Genomic DNA, 25,217 nt, shown 5'->3' on the forward strand with positions numbered 1-25,217 from the left:
CAGCCGCCGTTCTCGCTGCCCCCGGGTGCGGGGGCGGAGAAGGGCGGCCGTCGTGTCGTCGGCTCAGGGCGCGAGTCGGGTGGGACCGCGGAAGAGGAACGTGACCTCGCGGATCGACTCCTGACCCAGCAGCAGCATCAGCACGCGAGCCAGGCCCATGCCGAAGCCGCCGTGCGGCGGGGTGCCGTAGCGGAAGAAGTCGAGGTAGAACTCCAGCTCCGCAGGATCCATGCCCTTCTCCCGGGCCTGGGCCTCGAGCACCTCGACGCGGTGCTCGCGCTGCGCGCCCGTGGTGATCTCGACACCGTTGTAGAGGAGGTCATAGCTCTTGGTGAGCCCGGTCTCCTCGTCGCGCATGTGATAGAAGGGGCGGATGCCGGTCGGGTAGTCCGTGACGAACACGAACGGGTGGCCGAAGGTCTCCCGTACGTGCGCAGACACCTGCCGCTCGCCCTCGGGGTCGAGGTCGCCGTCTGTGCGCGGGATCTCGTACCCGCGGGCCGCGACGATCTCACGCGCCTCGTGCAGCGGGATGCGCGGGAAGGGCAGCGCAGGAACCTCGACCTCGACCCCGAACAGCCGCTCGATCTCGTCGCCGTGCTTGTCCTTGACCGCCTGGATCGCGGTGGCCAGGAGCTCCTCCTGCATCCGCGCGACATCCTCGTGGGAGTCGATCCAGCTGATCTCCGCGTCGACCGACGTGAACTCGGTCGCGTGGCGCGACGTGAAAGACGGGTCGGCGCGGTAGACGTCGCCGATCTCGAAGATCTTCCCGAAGCCGGCCGACTGCGCCATCTGCTTGAAGAACTGCGGGCTCTGCGCGAGATACGCCGTCTTGTCCTCGAAGTAGGGCACCTCGAACAGCTCGGCGTTGGACTCCGACGCGCTGGCCATCAGCTTGGGGGAGTGGATCTCGATGTAGTCGCGGTCGATCCAGTAGCTGCGCATCGCGTGCTCCAGCGTGGTCTGCACGCGGAAGATGAGGTTGTTGCGCTCCTGACGGAGGTCGAGGAAGCGCCAGTCCATGCGCTTGTCGAGTCCGCTGTCGGCCGCGATGGGGGTCTCGGGGAGAGCCGCCGCGGCGATGTCGAGCTCGTCGATCTTGATCTCGACCCCACCGAGCTTCACGCGCTCGTCGTGCTTGAGGGTGCCGCGCGCGGTCAGGAAGGTGCCGTGCGAGAGGTTCGAGATCAGGTCGGTCAGCGCCAGCGCTGCCGCGTCCTGCTCCGTGCCGTCCTCCGCGGGCCGGGTGGCGGGATTGACCAGCTGCACGGCTCCGGACTCATCCCGCAGGATGACGAACTGGACCTTCTTCTGATCGCGGACCGTCTCGACCCAGCCAGAGACCTGGACCGGTCCGTCTTCGCGGGCCTGCAACTGCTTGACAAGGATGCGTTCGCTCACGAGGCCCCAGTCTACGCGGGCCGCGGATGCGTCTCCGCGGACGGGGATGCCGGTATTTCCCAGGCACCGGCCGGTAGCCTCGGGCCGACGATGACGCGCGGACCTGTCGCGTGCACCGAGAACGCCCCGGGGGAGAGCATTCGCATGACCAACGCCACCGAGAGCACGTCGTGGCTCTCCTCGCTCGTCGACGTGGTCGTGGGCCTGATGGACGTGATCGGCCCCTACGGGGCCGGCCTGGCGATCGCGCTCGAGAACCTCTTCCCGCCGCTGCCGAGCGAGGCGATCCTGCCGATGGCGGGGCTCGCGGCGCACCAGGGCGCCTTCCCGCTGTGGTCGGCGATCCTGTGGACCACGATCGGGTCGCTCGTCGGCGCCTTCGCCCTCTACGGGCTCGGCGCATGGCTCGGGGCGGAGCGCCTGCGCCGCATCGCAGAGCGGCTGCCTCTGATCGCCGTGTCGGACGTGGACGCGACGATCGCGTGGTTCAACCGGCACGGCTCGAAGGCGGTGTTCTTCGGCCGCTTCATCCCGATCTTCCGCAGTCTGATCTCGATCCCGGCGGGGGTGACGCGCATGCCGCTGCTGCGGTTCGGGCTGTTCACCGGTATCGGCAGCCTGATCTGGAACACGGCCTTCATCCTCGTCGGATGGTTCCTGGGCACCGGCTGGCACATCATCGAGCAGTACATGGACGTGGCGCAGAACGTGGTGATCGTCGCGGTGGTGGCGTTCGTCGTCGGTTTCGTGGCGATCCGCGTGCGCAAGATCCGCGCCGACCGCGTGGCCGTCGTCACCGGGCCGATCGCGGTGGTCGACCCGCAGACCCGGCGCCCGACCCAGATCTGACGGGCTCGGTAGACTCGGCGCGACCCGACCGCAGAGGGAAGCGAGCCCCATGCCCGCCGCACGACTCCATCTCGTCCGCCACGGCGAGGTGCACAATCCGGAGCACGTCCTCTACGGACGCATTCCGGGGTATCGCCTGAGCGACGCCGGCCAGCGCATGGCCGAGGCGGCCGCCGACCACGTCGCCACGCTCGACCGGCCGGTGACCGCGCTCCGCTGCTCTCCCCTGGAGCGCACGCGGCAGTCCGCCGCGCCCTTCGCGCACCGCTTCGGGCTCGAGCCCGCGGTGGAGGAGCGCGTGATCGAGCCCTGGAACGTGTTCGAGGGAACGCGCATGAGCCGCTCGCTGCGCAACCCGCGCAACTGGTGGCATCTGCGCCGCCCCAGCCGGCCCAGCTGGGGAGAGCCCTATGCGGAGATCGCGGCGCGGATGCGTGCGGCGATGGATGCCGCATGGGAGGAGACCCCGGGCGGCGATGTGGTGATCGTGTCGCACCAGGCGCCGATCTGGATCGCGCATCTCGACGTGGCGGGCCTCCCGTTCCGTCACGATCCGCGCACGCGCCGGTGTGCGCTGTCGAGCGTGACGTCTTTCGAGCGCGACGCCGCCGGGTGGCGCGAGGTGGACTACGCCGAGCCCGCGCCGGCTGGCATCGACCTCGGCGCTGTCTGAGCGCCCCCAGCGCGCCGCGCGCCCGCACCGCCCCGCATACCGCGCCGCGCCCCGCATACCGCGCTGCGCCCCCGCATACCGCGCTGCGCCCCCGCATACCGCGCTGCGCGCGTGCCGAGTCACCAGGATTTTCAGGCCCGCGGGCCTGAAAATCCTGGTGACTCGGCGGACCGAGCGGAGCGAGGGGAGGAGGGAGGGGAGGGGTGCCCGCGGACGCCTCGACGATGCGGCCCCCTCTACGATGGAGACACGCCCGTGGCCAGCGCCCCACGGCGAGCTCCCGGAAGGACACCCTCGACCATGACGTTCATCTCCACGCGCGGTCAGATGCCGCCCGCAGAGTTCATCGACGTGCTGCTGGACGGCCTCGCGCCCGACGGCGGGCTGGTCGTGCCGGCCGAGGTGCCGGTGGTCACCGCCGCGCAGCGCGAGGAGTGGCGCGGACTGTCCTATCCCGAGCTCGCTGCACGCATCATCGGGCTCTATGCCGCAGACATCCCCGCCGACGACCTCGCCGGTCTCGTGGCTGCCGCCTACGCCCCGGAGAACTTCCCGACCGCCGGCACCGTGCCGGTGGCGCCGCTCGATGAGCAGGTGACCCTGGTCGGCCTCTCGGAAGGGCCGACGCTGGCCTTCAAGGATCTGGCGATGCAGTTCCTCGGGCAGGCGATGCCGTACGTGCTCGCGCGCACCGGCCGCACGCTCAACATCCTGGGCGCGACATCAGGCGACACCGGATCTGCCGCGGAGCACGCCTTCCGCGGCAAGGACGGCATCAGCGTTTTCATGCTCTCCCCGAGCGGGCGGATGAGCGCTGTCCAGCGCGCGCAGATGTTCTCGATCGACGACGACAACGTCCACAACCTGGCCGTGGAGGGCGTCTTCGATGACTGCCAGAACCTCGTCAAGGCGATCTCCGGCGACGCGGCCTTCAAGGCGGCGCACGCGATCGGCGCCGTGAACTCGATCAACTTCGGCCGGATCTGCGCCCAGATCGTCTACTACTTCTGGGCATGGCTGCGCGCGACGGACGACCTCCCCGCCGAGGAGCGCGCCGCGGCTCCGGTCTCCTTCGCGGTGCCGTCCGGGAACTTCGGCAACATCTTTTCGGGCTACCTCGCCCGCCGGATGGGTCTGCCGGTGCACCGCCTCATCCTGGCGACCAATGAGAACAACGTGCTCGACGAGTTCTTCCGCACCGGCGTGTACGCTCCCCGGTCGAGCGCGGACACGTATGCCACCACGAGCCCCTCGATGGACATCTCGAAGGCCTCGAACCTGGAGCGCTTCATCTTCGACGTGCTGGGGGCCGAGGAGTTCGCGGCGCGCTGGCCGCTCCTCGAGCGCGACGGCCGGCTCGACCTGAGCGACCACCGGGCGCGCTTCGAGGAGGAGTTCGGCATCGTCAGCGACACGAGCACCCACGACGATCGCATCCGCACGATCCGCCTGGTGCGCGAACGCTACGGCGTGGTGATCGATCCGCACACGGCGGATGCGGTCGCCGTCGCGCTGCGGCACAGCACGCCGGGGATTCCCACCCTGGTGCTGGAGACCGCCAAACCGGAGAAGTTCACCGAGACGGTGGTCGAGGCGCTCGGCGCCGACGCCCCGGCGCAGCCGCCCCACATCACCGAGCTCCTGGATCTGCCGCAGCGGGTCGTGGAGATCCCCGACGACGTCGCGCACCTGCGCGACTACATCTCCGCGCACACGACGCCGGCGGCCGGCTGACGCCGCCGTCTCCGCCCCGGGCCGCGGTGCGGCCTGCCGAGTCACCAGGATTTTCCGGCCGCCGGCCGGAAAATCCTGGTGACTCGGCAGGAGCGGGCGGCGGTCAGCGCCGGCCGAGCCGCAGCGCGGTGCGCACCGCGAGACCGGCCACGAGCGCCCAGAAGGCCGCGCTCACGCCCGCGATCGCGATGCCGCTCGCGGCCGTCGCGAATGCGATCACGGCGGGAACCTGCTCGGCAGGCTCGGCGAGGGCCGCCTTGAGCGACGCCGCGAGCGTGCCGAACAGCGCCAGCCCGGCGACCGCGGGGATCAGGCCGGCGGGGGCGAGGAGAACCAGGGCGCCGAACGCCGCCGACGCGATCCCCAGTCCCACCACGATCACACCGGACGTCACGCTCGCGATCCAGCGGCGCGAGCGGTCCTCGCCCGCCTCCGGGCCCGCGGCGAGGGCCGCGCTGATGGCGGCGAGGTTGATCGCGTAGCCCCCGGATGCCGCGCCGGCGAGCGTGCCGACCCCGGTGACGATCATCGCCGGCCGCCACGGCACGTCGTAGCCGAAGCCCTTCATCACCGCCACGCCCGGGACGTTCTGCGAGGCCATCGTCACCAGATAGAGCGGCAGGGCGATACCCACGACTCCGGCGACGGTGAACTCGGGGGTCGTGAAGGTCACGCGCGGTGCGATGCTCGCGGCCTCCACGATCGCCCCGGTGGCTGCCGTGTGGACGCCGATCACGATCGCGGCGGTCGCGAACGCCAGCGGTGCGGCCCACCGAGGGAGCAGCCGCAGCGCGATCAGCCAGACGACCACGACGGGCGCGACGGCGGCCGGGTTCTCGACGATTCCGGTGATCGGGCCCAAGCACAGCGGCAGGAGCACCCCGGCCAGCATCGCCTGGGCGACAGACTCCGGGATGCGGGAGATGAGGGCGCCCAGCTGGGGCACGAGCCCGGTGAGCACGATGAGCGCGCCGGTCACCACGAACGCGCCGACCGCGACGGGCCAGCCGCCCTCGACGGTCCCGGTGGTGGCCAGCAGGGCGGCACCCGGTGTCGACCAGGCCACGGTGATCGGCATCCGTGTGGTGGCGGCGAGGAGGATCGTCGCGAGCCCCATCGTCACGCTCACCGCGAGGAGGCCGCCGGAGGCCTGGTCGGGTGTGGCACCGACGCCGGTGAGACCGGCGAGGACGACGACGAACGCGCTCGTGAAGCCCACCAGAGCCGTGGTGACGCCGGCCAGCAGCGGACGGGCGAGGTCGCCCCGGACGGGCGCGGAGGGGAGCGGCATCCTGACATCGTAGGGGCCCGGCCGGGCGGGGGCGGGGTCACCAAGCTGCCGCATAGGGTCACCGCCTACGGTGGAACCATGCCCCTGCCTGCACACAGGACCCCCGTGCGCGGCCGCTTCGCGGCGATCGCGCTGATCGCCGCTCTCTCCGCCGGTCTCGTCGCATGCTCGCCCGACCCCGTCAGCGAGGACTACCTCGCCGGAGGCGACAAGGGGTACGTCGGTTCCAACGGCCTTCGGGTGGACGAGATCAAGCCAGCCGATCGTGGTGAGCCGGTGGTCTTCGAGGGGGTCACTGAGCACGGTGAGACGTTCCGGTCGAGCGATGTGCTCGGCGAGGTCGTGGTGGTGAACTTCTGGTACGCCGCATGCGGCCCGTGCCGGGTGGAGGCCGACGACCTCGAGCAGGTCTGGAACGACTACCAGGAGGACGACGTGGTGTTCATCGGCGTCAACACCTCCGACGAGGCAGACACCGCGCGGGCCTTCGCCGACAACTGGGGCATCACCTATCCGAGCATCATCGACGCGGGCAGCGGCGACGCGAAGCTCGCGTTCGCGCGCGTCACGCCGATCCAGGCGACGCCCACCACCGTCGTGCTCGACCGCGAGGGCCGCGTGGCGGCACGCATCATCGGCCAGCTGGAGAGCGCGTCCATCCTCTCCACCCTCGTGCGCGAGGCGGTCGCGGAGACCTCATGACCATCGACGGCCTCGTGGGCGGCGGCGCCCTCTGGCTCGCCGTGCCCGTCGCGATCGCGGCGGGCCTGCTGTCGTTCCTCTCGCCGTGCGTCCTGCCCCTCGTGCCGGGGTACCTCGGTTTCCTCGGGGGAGCCGCGGGCGGCTCGGCGACGCCGGCGGACGCCGCGCCGACCAGCCAGGGCCGGGCGCGGCTCGTGCTCGGCGTGGTGCTGTTCATCGCAGGGTTCTCGCTCGTCTTCGTCGCCCTCACCGCGCTCGGCGGGGCTGCGGGGATGTTCTTCCTGCAGTGGGGCGACGTCATCACGCGGGTGCTCGGGGCGGTGATCATCCTGATGGGGCTGGTGTTCATCGGCCTGTTCGGTTTCGCCCAGCGCAGCATCCGTATGGACGTCTCCGGGCGTGCCGGCCTGCTCGGAGCGCCGTTGCTGGGCATCGCGCTGGGCGTCGGGTGGACCCCCTGCATGGGGCCGACCCTCAGTGCCATCACCGCGGTGGCCTGGAACCTGGGCGACCCGTGGCGCGCCGCTGTGCTGGGCATGGCCTACTCGCTCGGTCTGGGCATCCCGTTCCTGCTCGTCGCGCTCGGATTCGGCTGGGCGTCGCGTTCGGTCGGTTTCCTGCGGCGGCACATCCGGGCGGTCAACATCGTCGGCGGTGCGCTGCTGATCCTTCTCGGCGTTCTCATGCTCACGGGCGTGTGGAACGACCTCATGAGCCGACTGGGGGCGGTGATGCAGAGTGTCGAACTCCCGCTCTGACCGGAACGAGGCTCGATCCACGGCGGCGTCCGACCCGTTGCGCCCGGCCGATCACATCGACGGCGGCCGGGACCAGGTGAATCAGCCGGCCCTCGGGGTCGTCGGCTGGCTGCGCTGGGGGTGGCGCCAGCTCACCTCGATGCGCACCGCGATCATCCTGCTGCTCGTCCTCGCGGTCGCCGCGATCCCCGGGTCGATCTTCCCGCAGCGCATGGCAGACCCCAACGGCGTGCTGCAGTGGAAGGACGACAACCCCGACCTGTTCCCGATCCTCGACGGCATGCAGCTGTTCGACGTGTACCTGTCTGTCTGGTTCTCGGCGATCTACCTGCTGCTGTTCCTCTCGCTGATCGGCTGTGTGATCCCCCGGATCCGGCACCACATCAAGGCCCTGCGCTCGCGTCCGCCGCGCACGCCGGTGCGCCTGCAGCGCCTGGATGACCACCGTTCCGACGTGGTCGCCGTGGATGACGTGCCGGATGCGACGGACGCCGACGACCTCGCAGAGCGCGCGGTCGTCCTCGCCAGCTCGCAGCTGCGCTCGGCGGGCTACCGCGTGGAACGCTATGACACGGCGCGTGACCGCTCGGTGTCGGCGGAGCGCGGATATGCCAGGGAGACGGGAAACCTCGTGTTCCACCTGGCGCTGCTCGGGGTGCTCGTCTCGGTCGGGGTGGGTGGCGGCTTCGCGTACACCGGCCAGAAGGTGGTGGTCGAGGGCGAGCCCTTCGTCAACGCCCTCGTCGACTACGACTCGATGAACCGCGGACGCTTCGTCTCCGATCACGCGCTCGCCCCCTACCGCCTGGTGCTCGACCGCTTCGACGTCACCTACCCGCGCCCCGGCGAGCCGGGTGAGGGGCAGCCGGTCGACTACGAGGCCCACGTCGACGTCACCGGCATCGACGGCGAAGAGTGGGACGGCGGCGTGCGGGTCAACCACCCCCTCGACGTGCACGGCGACAAGGTCTACCTGCTCGGCAACGGCTACGCTCCCACGGTCACCGTGCGTGACGCCGATGACGACATCGTGTTCCGCAAGTCGGTGCCGTTCCTGCCGCAGAACAACGCCACGATGACCTCGCTCGGCGTGATCAAGGTCGCCGATGGCCTGGACCAGCAGGTGGGTCTGCTCGGATTCCTCTACCCGACAGCGGCGACCCTGGAGACCGGCGCCCTCACGTCGGTGTACGGCGATCTCGTGTCGCCTGTCCTCACGCTCGACGTCTACGTGGGGGATCTCGGCATCGACGACGGGACGCCGCGCTCGGTGTACGTGCTGGACACCACCGACATGACCAAGCTCACCGGTCGCGGCACCGTGCTCGAGTCGATCCAGCTCATGCCGGGGCAGCGTACCGACCTGCCGGGCGGGCTGGGCTCGATCGAGTTCGAGGACGCAACGCTCGACGGCGCGCAGCAGCCGGTCAAGCGCTTCGTCTCGCTGCAGATCCACCACGACGCGTCGGCGACCTGGGTGCTGCTGTTCGCGATCCTCGCCGTGCTCGGCCTGCTCTCCGCGCTGTTCGTGCCGCGGCGGCGGATGTGGGTGAAGGCGGTGCCAGGCCAGGACGGCACCGTGCGGATCGAGTACGCGGGCCTGGCGCGCGGGGAGGACCCGACCCTCGCCGCGGCGGTCGACGCCCTCGCCGCCGGGCACCGTACGGGTCTCGGGCTCCGCGCTGACGCCCCGCGCCCGAATGCCGGGGACGAACCCGGCGCGCACCATGAAAACCGAAAGTAGGCTGACTCCATGCTCGATCTCGATGCGCTCTCGGTGCTGCTGATCTGGACCGCGATCGCGGTCTACACCGCCGGCTTCATCGCCTACGTGTTCGACCTCGCGCGCCGCTCGCAGCTCGCCTCAGACGCGAAGCTCATCGCTGAGCCCGCCCGGGAGCTGGTGGGCGCCGGAGCTCCCGTCGCGGCGCCCGCGGGGGGTGCTCCGTCCGGAGACTCCGCCGCCCCGGCCCCACGGGGATCGGTGATGGCGCGCATCGGCACGGGCCTCGCGGTGCTGGGCTTCGCGTTCCACCTCGTCGGGACCGTGCTGCGCGGTGTGGCAGCCGAGCGCGTGCCGTGGGCGAACCTCTACGAGTTCGCGATGACCGGCACCCTGCTGATCGTCGCGGTGTACCTGCTGATGCTCACCCGGGTGGACCTGCGTTACCTCGGCACGTTCGTGCTGGGCCTTGTCGTGATGCTGCTGGGCGGCTCCGCGATCAGCTTCTACGTCGACGTCGCACCGCTGCCCGACCCGCTCAAGAGCATCTGGCTCGTCATCCACATCTTCGTCGCGTCCCTCGGCACGGCCTTCCTCGCGCTCTCCTTCGCCCTGTCTGCGCTGCAGCTGCTGCAGATCCGCCGGGAGCGCCTGCTGCTCGAGGGGGCGAAGAAGACCGGGCCGGGGTTCCTGCGCACCGTCCCGGGCGCCGATCAGCTCGAGGGCATGGCGTATCGCTTCGCGACCGTCGGATTCATCTTCTGGACGTTCACGCTCATCGCCGGCGCGATCTGGGCGCAGGATGCCTGGGGGCGGTACTGGGGCTTCGACGTCAAGGAGACCTGGACCTTCATCATCTGGGTGCTCTACGCCGGTTACATCCACGCCAGGGCGACCCGCGGCTGGCGGGGCGCTCGATCCGCGTGGCTGTCGATCATCGGCTTCTCCGCCGTGATCTTCAACTTCACGGTCGTCAACGTCTACTTCAAGGGCCTCCACGCCTACTCCGGCCTGAGCTGAGCCGCCCTGATGCGTGCGGGAGAGCCGCGCGCATTGCGACACATTCCTGCTGCGGTGTGGCACCGGCCTCCGCCTGCCCATAAGGTCGAGGTGCCGACATCCGGGTGGTGCTCGGCGTCCGCCGCCGACCCCCGGGCGGCACCGACCGGCCCGTGCGCGGGCCGGAGAGGAGACAGGCATGACCTTCTGGACCACGATCTGGGACGCCATCTGGTGGTTCCTCACCATCTTCGTCTTCGTCGCCTATCTGATCGCACTGTTCTCGATCATCAGCGACCTGTTCCGCGACCGGAAGCTGGGCGGCTTCGCCAAGGCGATCTGGCTGCTGTTCCTGATCTTCCTGCCCTTCGTCACTGCTCTGGCGTACCTGATCTTCCGGGGTGGCGGCATGGGCGAGCGCGCGGCAGCGCAGGCCGCCGAGGCGCGCGCGGCGACAGACGACTACATCCGGTCGGTCTCCGGCGGGATCACGCCCACCGATGAGATCGCCAGCGCCCAGGCGCTCCTCCAGGCGGGAAGCATCACGCCGGCCGAGTTCGACGCTCTCAAGCAGGGCGCTCTCGCGCGCCTGCGCTGAGATCGCATCCATCGCGGACGGCGGTGCGGAGGGCAGGCCCTTCGCACCGCCGTCCGCATCTGGCGGCAGCGAACGTCTGCGCCCCCGGTCGAGGAATCGACCGGGGGCGCAGACGTTCTGGCGGCGTGGCGTCAGGCGGTGGCGAGCACCGCACGGGCGGAGGCCGAACGGCCCCGGGCGACGGCGAGGACGGTCACGATGAAGGCGAAAACCGCCCACACGATCACGCCGGCCACGGCCGCCCCCACCCCGGTGCCGTCACCGATCAGCATCCGCAGCGCGGGCGCGGTCGGCAGCATCGCGGCGATGCCGGTGAGCCAGGCAGGCGTCGTGGAGATGATGCCCACCGCGACGGCTAGGGCGCCGGCGAGCGCCGAGATCCAGCGACCGGCGCCGCCGAACACGGCGACGAGCGCCTGGTTGATCGCGGCGAAGGCGACCCCCACGAGCATGGCTGCGCCGGCGAACGCCCACCAGCGCGGTGCATCGTAGGAGGCCACGATCTGGACGACCAGCGCGACCAGCAGCCCCTGTCCGGCACCCAGCAGGGCAGCGGGCAGCAGCGAACGGGCAGCGAGGACCGCGGACGGACGACGCGACGACAGGATGCCGCGCGGCACGGCCCGCAGCACGATGAACGACACCAGGCCGCCGAGCCACAGCACGACGCTGGCCAGGAGCGGGATCGCGGTCGAGCCGAAGCCGAACGTGCTCGTCCCGTCGGCGCGCACCGGGTCGGAGACCACCTCGGCGAGCGAGACGGCCTCGTCGGACGTGTAGGACGGGATCTGCTCCGTGGCGGTGGCGAGGCCGTCTGCGAGGTCGTCTGCGCCGGTCGCCAGGGTTCCCAGGCCGTCGGCGAGCTTCTGACTGCCATCGGCCAGCTGGTCGGCACCCGAGCTCAGCTCGCCGGCTCCGGAGGCCAGCTCTCCCGCACCGGAGCTCAGCTGCGACGCCCCGTCGCCCGCCTGCAGTGCGCCGTCGTTCAGCATCCACGCGCCGTCTCGCAGGGAGGTGGCCCCGGTAGCGACCTGGCCGGCGCCGCCGGCGAGGTCGTTCGCGCCCGAGCTGAGCTGCGATGCGCCGCCGGCCAGCACGCCGGCGCCGCCGGCGAGGGCTCCCGCGCCCGCGGTGGCCTCGTCTGCGCCGGTGGTGAGGCGGTCGAGGCCGACGCCGAGCTCGTCGACCCCCGCGGCGGCCTCACGCAGCTTCCCGGCGATCTCGGCGGGAGCCTGTGCGTCCAGCTGGGCGAGCCCGTCTGCCGTGCCCGACGCCAGACCCGCGGCGGTGTAGGCGGGCTCGATCTGCGCACCGACATCGGCGGCGGCTGCTCCGAGCCGCGCACAGAAGTCTTCCGTGGCGCCCGCGATCTCGAAGCACTCGGCGGCGAGACCGCCCAGCGACTGCGCGGCCGGGGTGAGCCCCGCGGCCACGGCGTCTGCTGTCGCGGCCGCGCCCCAGGCGGCGTCGGAGAGCTCGCTCGGGACGATGCCGGTGCTCTCCAGCGCCGTCGCGCCCTCGCGAAGCTGGCCGCTCAGCAGGCCGACCCCGCCCTGGGCCTCGCGCAGTCCCGCGGCGATCAGGCCGACACCGTCGGACAGATCGGCCGCGCCCTGCTGGAGGGAACCGGCGCCGGTGGAGAGGTCTCCCGCTCCCGTGGCGAGCCGGTCCGCACCGGTCGACAGCGCGCCCGCGCCCTTCGAGAGGTCTCCGGCACCGGAGGCGAGCTGGCCGGCTCCGCCCGCGAGTCCCTGGACTCCGGAGGCGAGCTCGCCGGCGCCCGATGACAGTTGGCCGGCTCCGCCCGCGAGCTGGTCGGCGCCGGAGGCGAGCTGGCCGGCGCCCTCCGGCAGGGCCTGTGCGCCGGTCGCGGCGTCGCCGGTGCCGGATGCCAGCTTGTCTGCCCCGTCCGCGGCCTCGCCGAGTTTCTCATTGAGCGTCGTGAAGCTCAGCAGGACGTTCTCCATGGTGGTCTCGGAGAGAGTCCTGCCCATGGTCGCGGCGGCCACCGCGGCGATCTGCCCGGTGACGATCTCGTCGGCGAGCGGGCCGTCGTCCGCGGTGGTCACGGTGATGGTCGCGCGCTCCGCTGCAGCGGTGCCGTCGCTCAGCGCCCGGGCGCCGGATGTCGCCGCGGCGGAGAAATCCTCGGGGATCGTGATGACGGCCTGATAGGTGCCGTCGGCGAGGCCCTCCTCGGCGTCCTCCTCGTTGGAGATCACCCAGGTGAGGTTGCTGTCGAGGTCGTCGGAGCCCTCCACGAGCCCGGCGGCGAGCTGGCGGCCGAGCGGGACGAGCTGGTCGTCGAGGGTGACCGGCTCATCGAGGTTGACGATCGCGGCGGACATCGCGTCGAGGCGCTCTGCGGGACTCTGCAGGGCCGCGACGAGAATGCCGCCCAGGAGGCCGGGGAGGAGCAGGAGCCCGGCGAGGGTGAGGATCGTGATCGGTCGTCGGGAGCGGGCGCGTTCTGCGGGGAAGGTCATCGGGTCACCTCGGAGACGGGGGAGGTCGAGTGCACGGCCGGGGTGCGGCCTCGTGCGGAGAGATCGAGGACGGCCGGGGCAGACCATCCGGCGGACGAGAGCAGGGCGGTGGCCGCTTCGGCATCGGATGCCGTGGCGAACACGGCGAGCGGGCGCTGTGTGGCGGCATCGCGCAGCATCGCCGCCGCCTGGTCGGCCGCCGCGGGAGCGAGGGTGTCGATGCCGTCGATCACGATGACCCTGCTGCGGCCGCGGAGAGCCTCGCGCAGCTGATCGAGGGGCGGTGTCGTCTCGGTCTCGTCCGCGCCGGCGAGCACGCACCCCACGTGGGCGCGCACCCAGGCGCCGCGGCCGGGAAGCAGGTGTCCGTCCACGCGCAGGCGGCCCTCCGCCACGGGGAGGCGCCCGGCGACCGCGAGTGCCACGAGGCGCCGCACGGCGGCGTGCCTCCCGGTGACCACGAGGGCATCGCCGGGGTACACGCGCAGGGACAGGCCCTCGACCACCGGAGCGTCGGCGTGGAGGGCGACGTCGGCCGCGATGATCGCGTCGTCGCCGGGCCACTCCGCCAGCATCCGCTCGCGTTCGACGGCCTCGCCCTCGGCGTCGATGTGCGGGAGGATGCGCTCGAGCCAGCGCGGAATGCGCCAGGCGTGGTCGCCGAGGATGGTCATGAGCGCCGGGATGAGCGTCATGCGCACCAGGAAGGCGTCCACGGCGACGCCCACCGCGAGGCCCAGCGCGATGGGCTTGATGTTCGAATCGCCCTCCGGCACGAACGCCACGAACACGGCGAACATGATCAGCGCGGCGGCGGTGACCACCTTGGCCGAGCCGGAGAAGCCGCTGCGCACGGCGGCGATCGCGGCCTCGCGGCCGCGCTGCTTGCCGTGGATGTACTCCTCGCGCATCCGCGACACCAGGAACACCTGGTAGTCCATTGCGAGGCCGAACAGCACGCCCATCAGCACGATCGGCATGAAGCTGATCACCGGACCGACGCGCGCGACGTGCAGGGCATCGGCGAACCAGCCCCACTCGAAGACCGCTGCGACCACGCCGAAGGCGGCGACGACCGAGAGCAGGTAGCCGAGCGCCGCGGTGAGCGGCACCCAGATCGATCGGAACATGATCAGGAGCAGCACGAACGACAGCCCGATCACGAACGCGCCGAAGGGCAGAAGCGCAGCGCCCAGCTTGTCGGAGATGTCGATCGCCACCGCCGTGAAGCCGGTCACCTTCAGATCGACGCCGTACTCGTCGAGCAGGCGGTCGTGTTCGCCGCGCAGCATCCGCACGAGGTCGGCGGTGGCCGGGTCGTCTGGGGCCGTCTCGGGGATCACCTGCACGATGCCGGTGTCCGCTGTCTCATTGGGGGTGGCCAGGGCGACCTCCGCGACCCCGGGGAATGTCGCGATCTCATCGCCGAGGTCTTCCATCAGGCCCAGGGGGTCGGTGGAGGTGATGATGGTGCCGGTGAGGATCAGGGGGCCGTTGAAGCCGGGGCCGAAGTGCTCGGCGGTGAGGTCGTACGACTGACGCACCTCGGTGTCGCGGGGCAGCACGCCGGCGTTGGGCAGGGCCAGCGCCAGGCTCGACGCGGGAATCGCGGTGAGGCCCAGCACGAGCACGACGGCCACGGCGGCGATGACAGGGTGTCGTGAGACGGTGCCGACCCAGCGCGCGAAGAAGCCGGTCGCAGCGGGAGCCGGTGCGTCGGCGTCTGTGGTGTCGGCGTCTGTGGTGTCGGCGTCCGCTGCGGACTCGTCACCGGATTTCTGGGCGGTTTCACGCTTTCTCGCGCGGGCGGAGTGGGGCTTGGGCATCCGGCCCACCACGCGGCCCTTGATGAGGCCGAGGAGGGCAGGGGTGAGAGTGAGGGAGATCACCACGGCCAGGGCGACGGCCGCCGCGGCGGCGATGCCCATGGTGGTGAGGAAGGGGATGCCGGCGAAGCCCAGGCCGATCAGGGCGATCAGCACGGTGATGCCGGCGAAGACGACCGCAGACCCTGCGGTGCCGGTGGCCCGGGCCGTCGATTCCTCCGGTTCGACGCCGTGGCGCACCTGCTCCTGGTGGCGCGCGATGATGAACAGCGAGTAGTCGATGCCGACGGCGAGCCCCAGCATGAGGGCCAGCAGCGGTGTGGTCGAGGAGATCGGGGTGATGGCCGTCGCTCCGAGGATCCCTGCCATCGAGATACCCACCCCGATGAGGGCGGTGAGCAGGGGCAGCCCGGCGACGAGGAACGACGCGAACGTGACGATCAGCACGATCAGCGCGACCAGGACGCCGACCGCCTCGGTGATCGTCAGGGTGGGCAGGTCGATAGCGAACAGGTCGCCGCCGAGCGCGACCGTCGAACCTTCCGGCAGGGCGTCGCGCATGTCGTCGACCGCGTCGACCACGGCATCGCGCATGTCGTCGGTGATGTCGCTGGCCAGGCCGTCGAACTGCATCCGGATGATCGCGGCGGAGGAGTCCTCGCTGACCATCCCCGTGACGAGCTCGTCGAAGGGGGACGTCGCCGCCACCACGCCATCGAGGTCGGACAGCTCGGTCGCGGCATCCTCGATGGGCGAGCGCATGTCGCTATCGGTCACGTGCTGGCCGTCCGGGGCGACCACGATGACCTGGGCGCTCACGCCGCTGACCTGCGGGAACGACCGGTTGAGCTGGATGATGCCGTCCTCAGACTCCGTGCCGGGGATCGAGAAGGAGTTGTCGGTCCCGGTGCCGAGGAACACCGCGCCGACCCCCGCGAGCAGGAGCACGAGGAGCCATCCGGAGATCACCCGCCAGGGGTTGCGGTACGACCAGCGCCCGAGCGAGGACAGGAGTGTGGACACAGAGGCCTCCGGATGCGAACCGGAACGAGGCCCTGCGGAGGAGCCGCGCTCGCGGGGTGTGAATACAAGAATGTATTGGATACGTTCATGTATCGTAATGCGACGGAGACCCGCGAACCTTTGCGCGGGGTGTGAATCATGAGCGAGATGACAAATGAGGCTGGCGGAACCCGCAGCCGTGTGCACACGCGCGAACGCCTGCTGGACGCGGCCGCGGCGGTGTTCGCCGAGCTCGGCGTGGCGGGCGCGTCCGTCGAGGCCGTCTGCGAGCGGGCCGGCTTCACCCGCGGCGCCTTCTACTCCAACTTCGCGTCGAAGGAGGAGCTCATGCTCGCCGTGGACGCGCGAGCGGCCGAGGGCAAGATCGACGGCATCAGAGACCGCGTCGCCGAGCTGGTGACGTCGGGCGCCTTCTCCCGGCCGATCGACATCGTCTGGATCGTGAGCGAGCTCATGTGCGTCGAGGTCGACGACCGGCTCAGCATGCTCCTGCTCGCCGAGATCCGGTTGCACGCGTTGCGCGACGTCGAGTTCGGGGCGCTGTACATCGAACGAGAGGACGCCTTCCTGCGGGAGGTCTCCACGCTGATCGACGAGCTCACCGACACCGGGAGCCTGCGCCTGCGGGTGGACGCGGTGACCGCAGCCCGCATGCTCACCGGCACGTGGCAGGACGCGGCGATGCGCTCGATCATGGCGTGCGACGACGACACCCGGCTGCAGGAGCGCGGTTCGCACGCGCTCGCCGAGGTGATCGCTCTTCTGCTGGTGTAACCGGCGTCGTCGATCAGCCCGTCGCGCGCAGCAGCCGGTGGCAGCGCTCCAGGCGCGAGAGCCACCACTCCCGCCGCTCGGCAGCAGCGGCGAGGCGGCGGAGCGCCGCGGCATCCGGTGTCACGCGCGACACGGGGACGTGCCCGTCGCGGGGCGAGAAGTCGGCGACGTCGTCGGCGAGGAGCGAGGCGGTGCCCAGGCCGCAGTCGAAGGAGAGGTCGGGCAGCGCTGCGGCCAGCGCTGCGCCCTGGGAGAGCCCCACAGCGGTGTCGAGGGCGCTCGAGACCACGGCCGGCAGTCCGGCGGCGGCCACGATATCCAGCGCCCGGCGGATGCCGCCGAGCGGCTGCGCCTTGACCACCAGCAGGTCGGCCGCCCCCGCGCGTGCGACGGCGAGCGGGTCGTCCGCCTTGCGCACGCTCTCGTCGGCCGCCACCGGGATTCCCAGGTACCGGATCCGCGCACGCAGCTGCGCGAGCTCGTCGACGCTCGCGCAGGGCTGCTCGATGTACTCCAGGTCGAACTCCGCCAGAGCGTGCACGGCGTGTTCGGCCTCATCGATGTTCCATGCGCCGTTCGCGTCGAGCCGCACGCGCCCCTCCGGACCCAGCTCTGCGCGCACGGCCCGGACGCGTGCCACGTCGTCGGCGAGGGTCTGGCCGGGCTCCGCGACCTTGACCTTCGCGGTGCGGCATCCGTCGAAGCGCGCCAGCACGCCGGCGACGTCGCGCGCGGCGACCGCCGGAACGGTCGCGTTCACCGGGATCTCGTCGCGGTGTCCCTCCGGGCGTTCTTCCCAGGCATCGGAGATCGCGGCGGCGAGCCAGGCGGACGCCTCCCCGTCGTCGTACTCGGGAAACGGCGAGAACTCGCCCCAGCCCGCGGGGCCCTCCAGCAGCAGCGCCTCGCGGTGGTCGACGCCGCGAAAGCGTGTCCGCATCGGGATCGACACGACCCTGGCCGTGGCGAGCAGGTCGGAAAGGGGAGGGATCATGCCTCCATCCTGGCCCGTCGCCCGGCACCGGAACAGGCATTCGGCACCAGAACAGGCTGCCTTCTCCCTAAACGGCCTGTTCTGGTGCCGAATGCCTGTTCTGGTGGAGGGCCGGCGCCGGAACCTAGGCTGAGGGCATGCCGAAGACCGACGTTCCGGTGCGCCTCGGGGTGCAGCTCGGACAGCACCACAGCTCCTATCCGCAGATCCGCGACGCGGTGCGGCGCTTCGAGGACATGGGCGTGGACATCCTGTTCGACTGGGACCACTTCTATCCGATGCACGGCGACCCGGAGGGATCGTCCTTCGAGGCCTGGTCGATGCTCGCGGCCTGGGCGGAGCAGACCGAGCGGGTCGAGATCGGATGCCTCGTGAGCTGCAACAGCTATCGCAATCCCGACCTTCAAGCCGACATGGCCAGGACGATCGACCACATCTCGGCGCACGGCACCGGGGTCGGGCGGTTCATCTTCGGCACCGGGGCGGGCTGGATGGAACGCGACTACGTCGAGTACGGGTATCCGTTCGGCACCGCAGGCTCTCGGCTCGACGACCTCGCGGAGGGCCTGGATCGCGTGCTGGCGCGATGGGCGCGGCTGAACCCGGCGCCGACACGCGACATCCCGGTGCTGATCGGTGGAGCGGGGGAGCGCAAGACGCTGCGCATCGTGGCCCGCCATGCCGATATCTGGCACAGCTTCGCGGCGCCGGACGTGCTCGCGCACAAGCTCGATGTGCTCACCGGCTGGTGCGAGCGTGAGCAGCGCGATCCCGGGGAGATCGAGGTGTCGGTCGACGTGACGCGGCGCGACCTGGCCGACGGGGACGCGCTCTACGATCTCGGCGCCCGGCTGTTCACGCTGCAGCTGTCCGGTCCGGACTTCGACGTGGCGAAGGCCGAGCGCTGGCTCGCCTGGCGCGACGCCCGCTCCTGACCCTTCGGCCCGCGCCGCCCCGCCGTGAGGGGACGTGCGCGGGCTCGGCTCCCGCACCCGGCCTCTCTTCCCATACTGTGCGTCACACAGTAAAGTGTTTGACATGGATGATGTGGCCGTCGATAGTCACACGCAGGAGCTGCGTCGCGGCACGGTCGTGCTCGCGTGCCTGCGCCTGCTGCAGACCGCTGAGTACGGGTACCGGCTGCTGGAGGAGCTCGCCCGGCGCGGCTTCGAGACCGACGCGAACACGCTCTACCCGCTGCTGCGACGGCTGGAGAAGCAGGGGCTGCTCACCAGCGAGTGGAACACCGAGCAGGCGCGGCCGCGCAAGTTCTACCGCACCTCGGATGCCGGCACGCGGCTGGTCGGCATCCTCACCGACGACTTCACGCGCCTCGCCGCCGCGATCGGCGCCCTTCCCGAGGAGAGACGATCATGACCGCAACCGCGACCCTGACCGAGCGGTACATCGCCGCTGTCACGCGCTCCGTGCCCGAGAAGCAGCGTGCTGACGTCGCCGCAGAGCTGCGTGCGTCGATCCAGGACGACCTCGAAGCGCGGGTCCACGCGGGGGAGGCGACGGGTGACGCCGAGCGCGCCGTGCTGGAGGGCCTCGGCGACCCGGAGGCGCTCGCCGCCGGATACGCCGATCGTCCGCTGCTGCTGATCGGCCCCCGGTACTTCCTGGTGTGGAAACGGCTGCTCGTGCTGCTGCTGTGGATCATCGTGCCGCTGGCGGTGTTCGGCGCCGCCCTCGGGCTGACCATCAGCGGGGCGCCGCTGGGTGAGATCTTCGGGATCACCGTGCAGGTGCTCATCTCGACCGTGCTGCACCTGTGCTTCTGGGTGACGCTCGTGTTCGCGGTCATCGAGCGGTTCTCCGAGACCGATGCCGGTGCTGAGCCGTGGACCGTGGCGGATCTCCCCGAGGCCCCCGTCAGCGGCGCGACCCGCGGCGACATGGTCTGGACCCTGGTGTTCCTCGCGGTCATGGCGGGCCTCGTGGCCTGGGATCACATCTTCGGCGCGGCCTATCTCACCGCAGCGGGCGGGTGGATCCCGTTCCTGCATCCCGGGCTCTGGCCGGTGTGGACGACCGGCCTGTTCGCCTTCATCGCGATCGAGGCGGTGCTCGCCGTCGCGGTCTTCGCCGCACAGCGCTGGACGATGGCGCTCGCCGTCGTCAACGGCATCCTCGATCTGGTCTTCGTCGCGGCGGCGATCTGGCTGCTGTCCCGAGGTGAGCTGCTGAACCCGTCGTTCTGGCCGGCGCTGATCCCCGACGCGGGGTCTGCGGACACCGTGGCGTCGATCATCGCGATCCTGGTCGGCTTCACGATCGTGGGAGTGAACGTCTGGGACGGGATCGACACGTTCCGCAAGGCGATGCGCGCCCGGCGGGGCTGACCCCCGGAAGTGCGCCAGAGGGCGTGATGTAAGGGGTGTGATGCGGGGTGCGACGAACCTCGATCAGCACCTCCGAGGTGTTCATGACCCTGCTCGTCTCCCCGCATCATCCGGCGAGGACGCCGGATGTCGACGCGGTGACGTCGTTCGACGCCCCCTGACCGCGACGCCCCGCCTTCGCCGAGTCCACCCGTCTGCACATGCGAACACGGTGGACTCGGCGTCGGCGCGGTGCGGAATAGGCTGGCGGCATGGTCTCCGAACTGTTCGACCCCGCCGAATGGGTGCTCGCCCCCGGCGCTGAGGACTACACCGACATCACCGCCCATGTGTCCGCCGACGGGAAGATCGCCCGCATCGCCTTCGACCGGCCAGAGGTGCGCAACGCCTTCCGCCCGCACACGGTCGACGAGCTGTATCGCGCGCTCGACATCGCCCGGATGGACGCGAAGATCGGCGCGATCCTGCTCACCGGCAACGGCCCGAGCCCCAAGGACGCCGGGTGGGCGTTCTGCTCCGGCGGAGACCAGCGCATCCGCGGGCGCGACGGCTACAAGTACTCCGACGCCGAGACCGAGGTGCAAGACCCCGCCCGTGCCGGGCGCCTGCACATCCTCGAGGTGCAGCGCCTGATCCGCTTCATGCCGAAGGTGGTCATCGCGGTGATCCCGGGATGGGCGGCCGGGGGAGGGCACTCGCTGCACATCGTGTGCGACCTGTCGATCGCCTCGGCCGAGCACGGCCGCTTCAAACAGACCGATGCCGACGTCGGCTCGTTCGACGCCGGGTTCGGATCGGCGTACATGGCGCGCCAGACCGGACAGAAGTTCGCGCGAGAGGTGTTCTTCCTCGCGGAGGAGTACTCCGCGCAGCGCGCGTACGAGATGGGCGCGGTGAACCGCGTCGTGCCGCATGCGGAGCTTGAGCGCGAGGCGATCGCGATGGCCAGGTCCGTGCTGCGCAAGTCGCCCACCGCCATCCGGATGCTGAAGTTCGCCTTCAACGCGATCGACGACGGCCTGATCGGGCAGCAGGTGTTCGCCGGCGAGACCACCCGGCTCGCCTACGGCACCGACGAGGCGGTCGAGGGGCGCGACGCGTTCCTGGAGAAGCGCGACCCGGACTGGTCGCCCTACCCCTACTACTACTGAGCGCGCAGGATCTCGTGACGATCCCGCTGCTTCCGGCACCCGCCGCCGACCCGCGCGCGCTCGTCGGAGGGCTGCGCAGGGCGCTCGCCGGGGACGGACCGGCCATCGCGCTCGGCGACGGCGCATTCCCGTCAGCGGTGCCGGGTGGTACGGCGGTCGTGCTGCGCACCTCGGGGTCGACCGGCGTGCCCAAGAGCGTGGTGCTCAGTGCGGCTGCGCTGCGGTCGAGCGCGACCGCCACCGCCGCGCGGCTCGGGGCGGCACGTTGGGTGCTCGCGGTGCCCGCGGGGTTCATCGCGGGGGTGCAGGTGATCGTCCGATCGCTCCTCGCCGGGCACGAGCCGGTGCTGCTCGATGGCCGGTTCACCGCGGCGGCATTCGTCGCCGCGGTGCGCTCCGCCCCGGGCGGTGCGCCCCTGCACGCCGCGCTGGTGCCGGCGCAGGTCATGACGCTGCTGGATGCCGGGCCGGAGTCCGTGGCGGCCCTGGCCGCGTGCGATGCGGTGCTGGTGGGCGGCCAGGCGATGCCGGAGCCCGTGCGCCGGCGTGCGGCAGAGCACGGGGTTCGGGTGGTGCGCAGCTACGGGTCTTCCGAGACCGCCGGGGGCTGCGTCTATGACGGCGCCGCGTTGGACGGGGTCGCCCTCGACATCGTCGACGGGGAGCTGCGGGTCGCCGGGCCCGTGCTCGCCGACGGGTATCTGGGTGATGCCACGCGCACGGCCGACGCCTTCGTGACGGACGCGGACGGCGTCCGCTGGTATCGCACGGGCGACGCGGGGGAGATCGTCGACGGGGTTCTGAGCGTGCAGGGACGCATCGACAACGTGATCGTCTCGGGCGGCGTCAACGTGTCGCTCGACCGCGTCGAGCACGTCGTGCGATCCGTGCCGGGGCTCTCGGGCGCGGTGGTCGTCGGAGCGCCCGATGACCGGTGGGGCGAGAGCCCGGTGGTGGTCGTCGCCGGGCTCCCCGCCGCCCTGGCCGATGAACTGCTCGCCCAGGCGCGGACCCGGACGGGGGAGGAGCTGGGGGTGGCTGCGCGGCCGGCGCGAGTCCTGGTGCTCGATGAGCTGCCCCTGGTGGGCATGGGAAAGCCGGACCGGGTGACGCTGCGGCGCCTGGTCGCCGGACGCTGACACCCGGGCAGGGGGTGTCGTCGGGGTCGGGGCGTCGCCGCTGCGACGGGCCTCGCGGGCCGCGGTCAGCGCGGCGGGGCCCAGCCGCGCGCGACGGCCTTGATGCGCCGCTCGCGCCACTGCCACACCGTCCACAGTCCCGGCCAGAGCACGGCGGCCCCCGGGCCGTCGAAGGTGAGCCGGTCGCGCCACAGCGTGCGCCCGCCCGGCGCCTGAGACACCGCCATCTGGTGATCCCACACGTCCAGGCTGCTGAGCGGCCCGGTCAGCGGAACGCCGATGTCGCGGAGGATCCGCACCTCCTGCCCGTGGAGGTTCACCCGCCGATCGACCAGCGCGGTGAGCTGTCGGCCGGTGGGGACGAGCCCGAGCAGCCGCAGCTGAATGGCCACCGCCCGATCAGCGAGCCGGTCGGGATCGTCTTCCTGTCTCTCGAGCGGGTCGACCACGAGCAGCGGAGCGTAGATCTCCTGCATCGCCTCAGGGCGATGCAGCGCCTCCCAGGCCGCATCAGGGTCGCAGTCGATCTCGAACTTCAGCAGCACCCGCATGGCAGCCTCCCGTTCGGTCAGCGTACGCCACGGACACCGTGCGGGCGCCGGACGCGCGGCGACCGCGCCGAGCCGGCAGCGCCCCTCCGTCACCGCGTTCGGTGAGCGGCTAGCGTGAGAGGGTGTTCCGGCAGATCCCGCGCTATGCGCTCACGCTCGACGTCGTCGGCGCGATCGTGGGCTTCCTGCTGACCGTCCCCCTCTCGTTCGGCATGCTGGCGCCAGAGCTCCGGCTCAGCGTCTGGCTCGGCGCCGGTGCCGGCATCCAGGCGCTGTACGTGGTGGTCGGCGCCGTGCTGTGGTCCGCTGCGGCGCTCGTGCGCGTGTCGCCCGCCCTCGCCCTCACGATCGCGTGGGCCGGGGCGATCGCCCAGATGGCCCTCGGGATGTGGCCGGTGCCGTTCGACCTCGCGATCGTCGTGGTCGTGTTCGGCTCCGCGGCGTGGGGATCCCGCCTGCTGCTCTGGCTGGGTGCTGCGTCCGCCGCCGGGGGCGGCGTGATCGCCGGTGCCTACATCGCGCTCACCGGCGTGGGCATGACCGAAGACGCCCGCGCGGAGCAGACCATCGTCGTGGCCATGCTGATGAGCGCGCTGAGCGTGCTCACGCTGGGCATGGCGTGGCTGGGCGGCGTGCTGTGGCGCGTGATCGTGCGGGCACGCCAGACGCGCGAGGCACACGTGCGGGCCGAGGCGCGGGCCGTCGCCGAGCAGGAGCGCGTGCGCATCGCCCGCGACATGCACGATGTCGTGGCGCACTCGCTCGCGATCGTGATCGCCCAGGCCGATGGGGCGCGCTACGCCTCCGCCGCCGACCCGGGAGCCGCTCCGGAGGCGCTCAGCACGATCGCCACCACGGCGCGCGCTGCGCTCTCGGACGTGCGCATGCTGCTCGCCCAGCTGCGGCACCGCGAGAGCGCGGGGCCGCAGCCCACCCTCGCCGATCTCGAGGGGCTGTTCGCGCAGGTGCGCCGCGCCGGCATCGAGCCGCTGGTCACGATCGATCCGGCACCGGCGCAGGAACCGCCCGCCGCGATCCAGCTCGCGGTGTACCGCATCCTGCAGGAGGCGCTCACCAACGCGCTGCGTCACGGCGACGGCGCGGTGGACGTGCGGTTGTCCTGGTGGCAGGACCGGGTCGACCTGAGCGTCGTCAACGCGCTCGGCGTGCACCCGGCCGGCGCGCCGGCCGAAGGCAGCGGGCACGGGGTCATCGGCATGCGCGAGCGCGCCCAGCTCGTCGGCGGCCACCTGACCGCGTCGCCGGATGCCGGCGGCCGCCGCTTCGTCGTCGAGGCGGTCCTGCCCATCGCCCCAGCCGAGGAGAGAGAACCATGACCGTGATCCGAGTGGTCCTCGTGGACGACCAGGCGTTGTTCCGCGCCGGTGTGAAGATGCTCGTCGATTCTCAGGACGACCTGGCGGTGGTCGGCGAGGCCGGCAACGGGCAGGAGGCGCTCGAGGTGATCGCCCGCACCGCGCCGGACGTCGTGCTGATGGACATCCGGATGCCCGTGATGGACGGGCTCGCCGCGACGGCAGCCGTGCTCGCCCGCCCAGACCCCCCGCGCATCGTGATGCTCACGACCTTCGACCTGGACGAGGCCGCCGCCCGCGCGATCCGGCAGGGGGCGAGCGGGTTCCTCCTCAAAGACGCAGAGCCGGAGCTCGTGCTCGCCGCGATCCGGACGGTCCACCAGGGCTCCGCGGTGATCGCCGCCGCAGCGACCCACGATCTGTTCGCCCACTTCACGGCCCCGCAGGCGGCCCCCGCCCCGGCGGTGTACGACGAGCTCACCGACCGCGAGCGGGAGATCTTCGCCCTCGCTGCGCGGGGGCTGTCGAACGCGGAGATCGCCCAGCGCGAGTTCCTCTCCGAGGCCACCGTGAAGACCCACGTCAGCCGCATCCTCACCAAGCTGCAGCTGCGCGACCGGGTCCAGCTGGTGGTGTTCGCCTTCGAGCACGGCCTGGTCTGAGCGTCGTTCCCGACCCTCCCGACAGGGGCTGATCCACCGGATGCTGCACGGCGCGCGGCCTGCCGAATCATCACGATATTCAGGTGGGGCGGCATGCCGCCCCACCTGAATATCGTGATGATCCGGCCGCGCGATCCGCACCTGGCCCGAGGTCCCAACGGCCGCCTCGACATCATCCGCGCGATGTACACGGATGCATCTCCCGGCCGACGCGGCCCT

The 25,217-nt window shown here is 71.3% G+C and carries 22 protein-coding genes; 16 read left to right on the plus strand and 6 right to left on the minus strand.

All coding sequences use genetic code 11. The features are described 5' to 3' along the window. Positions 1-63: 63 nt before the first annotated feature. Positions 64-1,404 carry an aspartate--tRNA(Asn) ligase gene (gene aspS, locus AC3RXY_RS14480; RefSeq protein ID WP_491511622.1) on the minus strand — a complete coding sequence of 447 codons (1,341 nt, stop codon included), beginning with the start codon at positions 1,402-1,404 and terminating at the stop codon, positions 64-66. 144 nt (positions 1,405-1,548) lie between these two features. Between aspS and AC3RXY_RS14485 the strand changes: the two genes are divergently transcribed. The 3 genes from AC3RXY_RS14485 (at position 1,549) to thrC (ending at position 4,660) form a co-directional block, all read left to right on the plus strand. After that, positions 1,549-2,253 (plus strand): DedA family protein, encoded by a 705-nt coding sequence (locus AC3RXY_RS14485; protein WP_491511659.1) that lies wholly within the window; start codon positions 1,549-1,551, stop codon positions 2,251-2,253. 49 nt (positions 2,254-2,302) lie between these two features. Beyond that, a complete protein-coding gene (locus tag AC3RXY_RS14490) occupies positions 2,303-2,926 on the plus strand; it encodes a histidine phosphatase family protein (protein ID WP_491511623.1) in 624 nt (207 codons plus the stop codon). Between the two features lie 300 nt (positions 2,927-3,226). Then, positions 3,227-4,660, plus strand: a complete 1,434-nt coding sequence (thrC, locus tag AC3RXY_RS14495) for a threonine synthase (protein WP_491511624.1) — start codon at positions 3,227-3,229, stop codon at positions 4,658-4,660. Between the two features lie 103 nt (positions 4,661-4,763). On the opposite strand, the gene AC3RXY_RS14500 is transcribed toward thrC, so the two are convergent. Next, complete coding sequence (locus tag AC3RXY_RS14500; RefSeq protein WP_491511625.1) at positions 4,764-5,951, minus strand: benzoate/H(+) symporter BenE family transporter; 1,188 nt, start codon at positions 5,949-5,951, stop codon at positions 4,764-4,766. A 78-nt stretch (positions 5,952-6,029) separates the two neighbouring features. Between AC3RXY_RS14500 and AC3RXY_RS14505 the strand changes: the two genes are divergently transcribed. The 5 genes from AC3RXY_RS14505 to AC3RXY_RS14525 all read left to right on the plus strand — a co-directional run bounded on the left by AC3RXY_RS14505 (position 6,030) and on the right by AC3RXY_RS14525 (position 10,731). Further along, complete coding sequence (locus AC3RXY_RS14505; RefSeq protein WP_491511626.1) at positions 6,030-6,653, plus strand: TlpA family protein disulfide reductase; 624 nt, start codon at positions 6,030-6,032, stop codon at positions 6,651-6,653. Beyond that, complete coding sequence (locus AC3RXY_RS14510) at positions 6,650-7,411, plus strand: cytochrome c biogenesis CcdA family protein (RefSeq protein WP_491511627.1); 762 nt, start codon at positions 6,650-6,652, stop codon at positions 7,409-7,411. Before AC3RXY_RS14505 ends, AC3RXY_RS14510 begins: the two co-directional genes overlap by 4 nt. After that, on the plus strand, positions 7,392-9,155 hold the full coding sequence (gene resB / locus AC3RXY_RS14515) for a cytochrome c biogenesis protein ResB (RefSeq protein ID WP_491511628.1): 1,764 nt from the start codon (positions 7,392-7,394) through the stop codon (positions 9,153-9,155). Before AC3RXY_RS14510 ends, resB begins: the two co-directional genes overlap by 20 nt. Positions 9,156-9,164: 9 nt before the next feature. Beyond that, a complete protein-coding gene (gene ccsB, locus AC3RXY_RS14520; protein WP_491511629.1) occupies positions 9,165-10,154 on the plus strand; it encodes a c-type cytochrome biogenesis protein CcsB in 990 nt (329 codons plus the stop codon). Between the two features lie 178 nt (positions 10,155-10,332). Further along, positions 10,333-10,731 carry a PLDc N-terminal domain-containing protein gene (locus tag AC3RXY_RS14525; protein ID WP_491511630.1) on the plus strand — a complete coding sequence of 133 codons (399 nt, stop codon included), beginning with the start codon at positions 10,333-10,335 and terminating at the stop codon, positions 10,729-10,731. 131 nt (positions 10,732-10,862) lie between these two features. Here the strand turns inward: AC3RXY_RS14525 and AC3RXY_RS14530 are convergent, their stop codons facing one another. Further along, positions 10,863-13,217 carry a YhgE/Pip family protein gene (locus tag AC3RXY_RS14530; RefSeq protein WP_491511631.1) on the minus strand — a complete coding sequence of 785 codons (2,355 nt, stop codon included), beginning with the start codon at positions 13,215-13,217 and terminating at the stop codon, positions 10,863-10,865. Beyond that, complete coding sequence (locus AC3RXY_RS14535) at positions 13,214-16,066, minus strand: MMPL family transporter (protein ID WP_491511632.1); 2,853 nt, start codon at positions 16,064-16,066, stop codon at positions 13,214-13,216. The genes AC3RXY_RS14530 and AC3RXY_RS14535 overlap by 4 nt, the downstream gene beginning before the upstream one ends. A gap of 147 nt (positions 16,067-16,213) precedes the next feature. On the opposite strand from AC3RXY_RS14535, the gene AC3RXY_RS14540 reads away from it, so the two are divergent. Then, on the plus strand, positions 16,214-16,840 hold the full coding sequence (locus tag AC3RXY_RS14540; RefSeq protein ID WP_491511633.1) for a TetR family transcriptional regulator: 627 nt from the start codon (positions 16,214-16,216) through the stop codon (positions 16,838-16,840). Positions 16,841-16,853: 13 nt separating this feature from the next. Here AC3RXY_RS14540 and AC3RXY_RS14545 read toward each other — a convergent pair whose 3' ends face one another. Beyond that, positions 16,854-17,834, minus strand: coding sequence for an o-succinylbenzoate synthase (locus AC3RXY_RS14545; RefSeq protein WP_491511634.1), 981 nt, complete (start codon positions 17,832-17,834; stop codon positions 16,854-16,856). A 137-nt stretch (positions 17,835-17,971) separates the two neighbouring features. Between AC3RXY_RS14545 and AC3RXY_RS14550 the strand changes: the two genes are divergently transcribed. The 5 genes from AC3RXY_RS14550 to AC3RXY_RS14570 all read left to right on the plus strand — a co-directional run bounded on the left by AC3RXY_RS14550 (position 17,972) and on the right by AC3RXY_RS14570 (position 22,469). Beyond that, positions 17,972-18,769: an LLM class F420-dependent oxidoreductase gene (locus AC3RXY_RS14550; RefSeq protein WP_491511635.1), complete on the plus strand. Its 798-nt coding sequence runs from the start codon at positions 17,972-17,974 to the stop codon at positions 18,767-18,769. Positions 18,770-18,872: 103 nt separating this feature from the next. After that, a complete protein-coding gene (locus tag AC3RXY_RS14555; protein WP_491511636.1) occupies positions 18,873-19,211 on the plus strand; it encodes a PadR family transcriptional regulator in 339 nt (112 codons plus the stop codon). Beyond that, positions 19,208-20,179 (plus strand): permease prefix domain 1-containing protein, encoded by a 972-nt coding sequence (locus AC3RXY_RS14560; protein WP_491511637.1) that lies wholly within the window; start codon positions 19,208-19,210, stop codon positions 20,177-20,179. The genes AC3RXY_RS14555 and AC3RXY_RS14560 overlap by 4 nt, the downstream gene beginning before the upstream one ends. A 251-nt stretch (positions 20,180-20,430) precedes the next feature. Next, on the plus strand, positions 20,431-21,330 hold the full coding sequence (locus tag AC3RXY_RS14565; RefSeq protein ID WP_491511638.1) for a 1,4-dihydroxy-2-naphthoyl-CoA synthase: 900 nt from the start codon (positions 20,431-20,433) through the stop codon (positions 21,328-21,330). A gap of 14 nt (positions 21,331-21,344) precedes the next feature. Next, on the plus strand, positions 21,345-22,469 hold the full coding sequence (locus AC3RXY_RS14570) for an AMP-binding protein (protein WP_491511639.1): 1,125 nt from the start codon (positions 21,345-21,347) through the stop codon (positions 22,467-22,469). Between the two features lie 65 nt (positions 22,470-22,534). On the opposite strand, the gene AC3RXY_RS14575 is transcribed toward AC3RXY_RS14570, so the two are convergent. Next, a complete protein-coding gene (locus AC3RXY_RS14575; RefSeq protein ID WP_491511640.1) occupies positions 22,535-23,020 on the minus strand; it encodes a hypothetical protein in 486 nt (161 codons plus the stop codon). 122 nt (positions 23,021-23,142) lie between these two features. Between AC3RXY_RS14575 and AC3RXY_RS14580 the strand changes: the two genes are divergently transcribed. Next, entirely contained in the window at positions 23,143-24,357 is a 1,215-nt protein-coding gene (locus tag AC3RXY_RS14580) for a sensor histidine kinase (RefSeq protein WP_491511641.1), read from the plus strand. Beyond that, positions 24,354-24,998, plus strand: coding sequence for a response regulator (locus tag AC3RXY_RS14585; protein WP_491511642.1), 645 nt, complete (start codon positions 24,354-24,356; stop codon positions 24,996-24,998). Before AC3RXY_RS14580 ends, AC3RXY_RS14585 begins: the two co-directional genes overlap by 4 nt. The last annotated feature ends 219 nt before the right edge of the window (positions 24,999-25,217 follow it).

The organism is Microbacterium longlingense (genome assembly GCF_058349825.2).

Bases quoted from the DNA above. Each gene is read 5' to 3' on its own strand.
- AC3RXY_RS14560 (WP_491511637.1), top strand. From the start codon at position 19,208: ATGACCGCAACCGCGACCCTGACCGAGCGGTACATCGCCGCTGTCACG.
- AC3RXY_RS14505 (WP_491511626.1), top strand. From the start codon at position 6,030: ATGCCCCTGCCTGCACACAGGACCCCCGTGCGCGGCCGCTTCGCGGCG.
- AC3RXY_RS14550 (WP_491511635.1), top strand. From the start codon at position 17,972: ATGCCGAAGACCGACGTTCCGGTGCGCCTCGGGGTGCAGCTCGGACAG.
- AC3RXY_RS14565 (WP_491511638.1), top strand. From the start codon at position 20,431: ATGGTCTCCGAACTGTTCGACCCCGCCGAATGGGTGCTCGCCCCCGGC.
- AC3RXY_RS14525 (WP_491511630.1), top strand. From the start codon at position 10,333: ATGACCTTCTGGACCACGATCTGGGACGCCATCTGGTGGTTCCTCACC.
- AC3RXY_RS14530 (WP_491511631.1), bottom strand. From the start codon at position 13,217: ATGACCTTCCCCGCAGAACGCGCCCGCTCCCGACGACCGATCACGATC.
- AC3RXY_RS14575 (WP_491511640.1), bottom strand. From the start codon at position 23,020: ATGCGGGTGCTGCTGAAGTTCGAGATCGACTGCGACCCTGATGCGGCC.
- AC3RXY_RS14585 (WP_491511642.1), top strand. From the start codon at position 24,354: ATGACCGTGATCCGAGTGGTCCTCGTGGACGACCAGGCGTTGTTCCGC.
- thrC (WP_491511624.1), top strand. From the start codon at position 3,227: ATGACGTTCATCTCCACGCGCGGTCAGATGCCGCCCGCAGAGTTCATC.
- ccsB (WP_491511629.1), top strand. From the start codon at position 9,165: ATGCTCGATCTCGATGCGCTCTCGGTGCTGCTGATCTGGACCGCGATC.
- AC3RXY_RS14485 (WP_491511659.1), top strand. From the start codon at position 1,549: ATGACCAACGCCACCGAGAGCACGTCGTGGCTCTCCTCGCTCGTCGAC.
- AC3RXY_RS14555 (WP_491511636.1), top strand. From the start codon at position 18,873: ATGGATGATGTGGCCGTCGATAGTCACACGCAGGAGCTGCGTCGCGGC.
- AC3RXY_RS14510 (WP_491511627.1), top strand. From the start codon at position 6,650: ATGACCATCGACGGCCTCGTGGGCGGCGGCGCCCTCTGGCTCGCCGTG.
- AC3RXY_RS14500 (WP_491511625.1), bottom strand. From the start codon at position 5,951: ATGCCGCTCCCCTCCGCGCCCGTCCGGGGCGACCTCGCCCGTCCGCTG.
- AC3RXY_RS14490 (WP_491511623.1), top strand. From the start codon at position 2,303: ATGCCCGCCGCACGACTCCATCTCGTCCGCCACGGCGAGGTGCACAAT.
- AC3RXY_RS14540 (WP_491511633.1), top strand. From the start codon at position 16,214: ATGACAAATGAGGCTGGCGGAACCCGCAGCCGTGTGCACACGCGCGAA.
- AC3RXY_RS14545 (WP_491511634.1), bottom strand. From the start codon at position 17,834: ATGATCCCTCCCCTTTCCGACCTGCTCGCCACGGCCAGGGTCGTGTCG.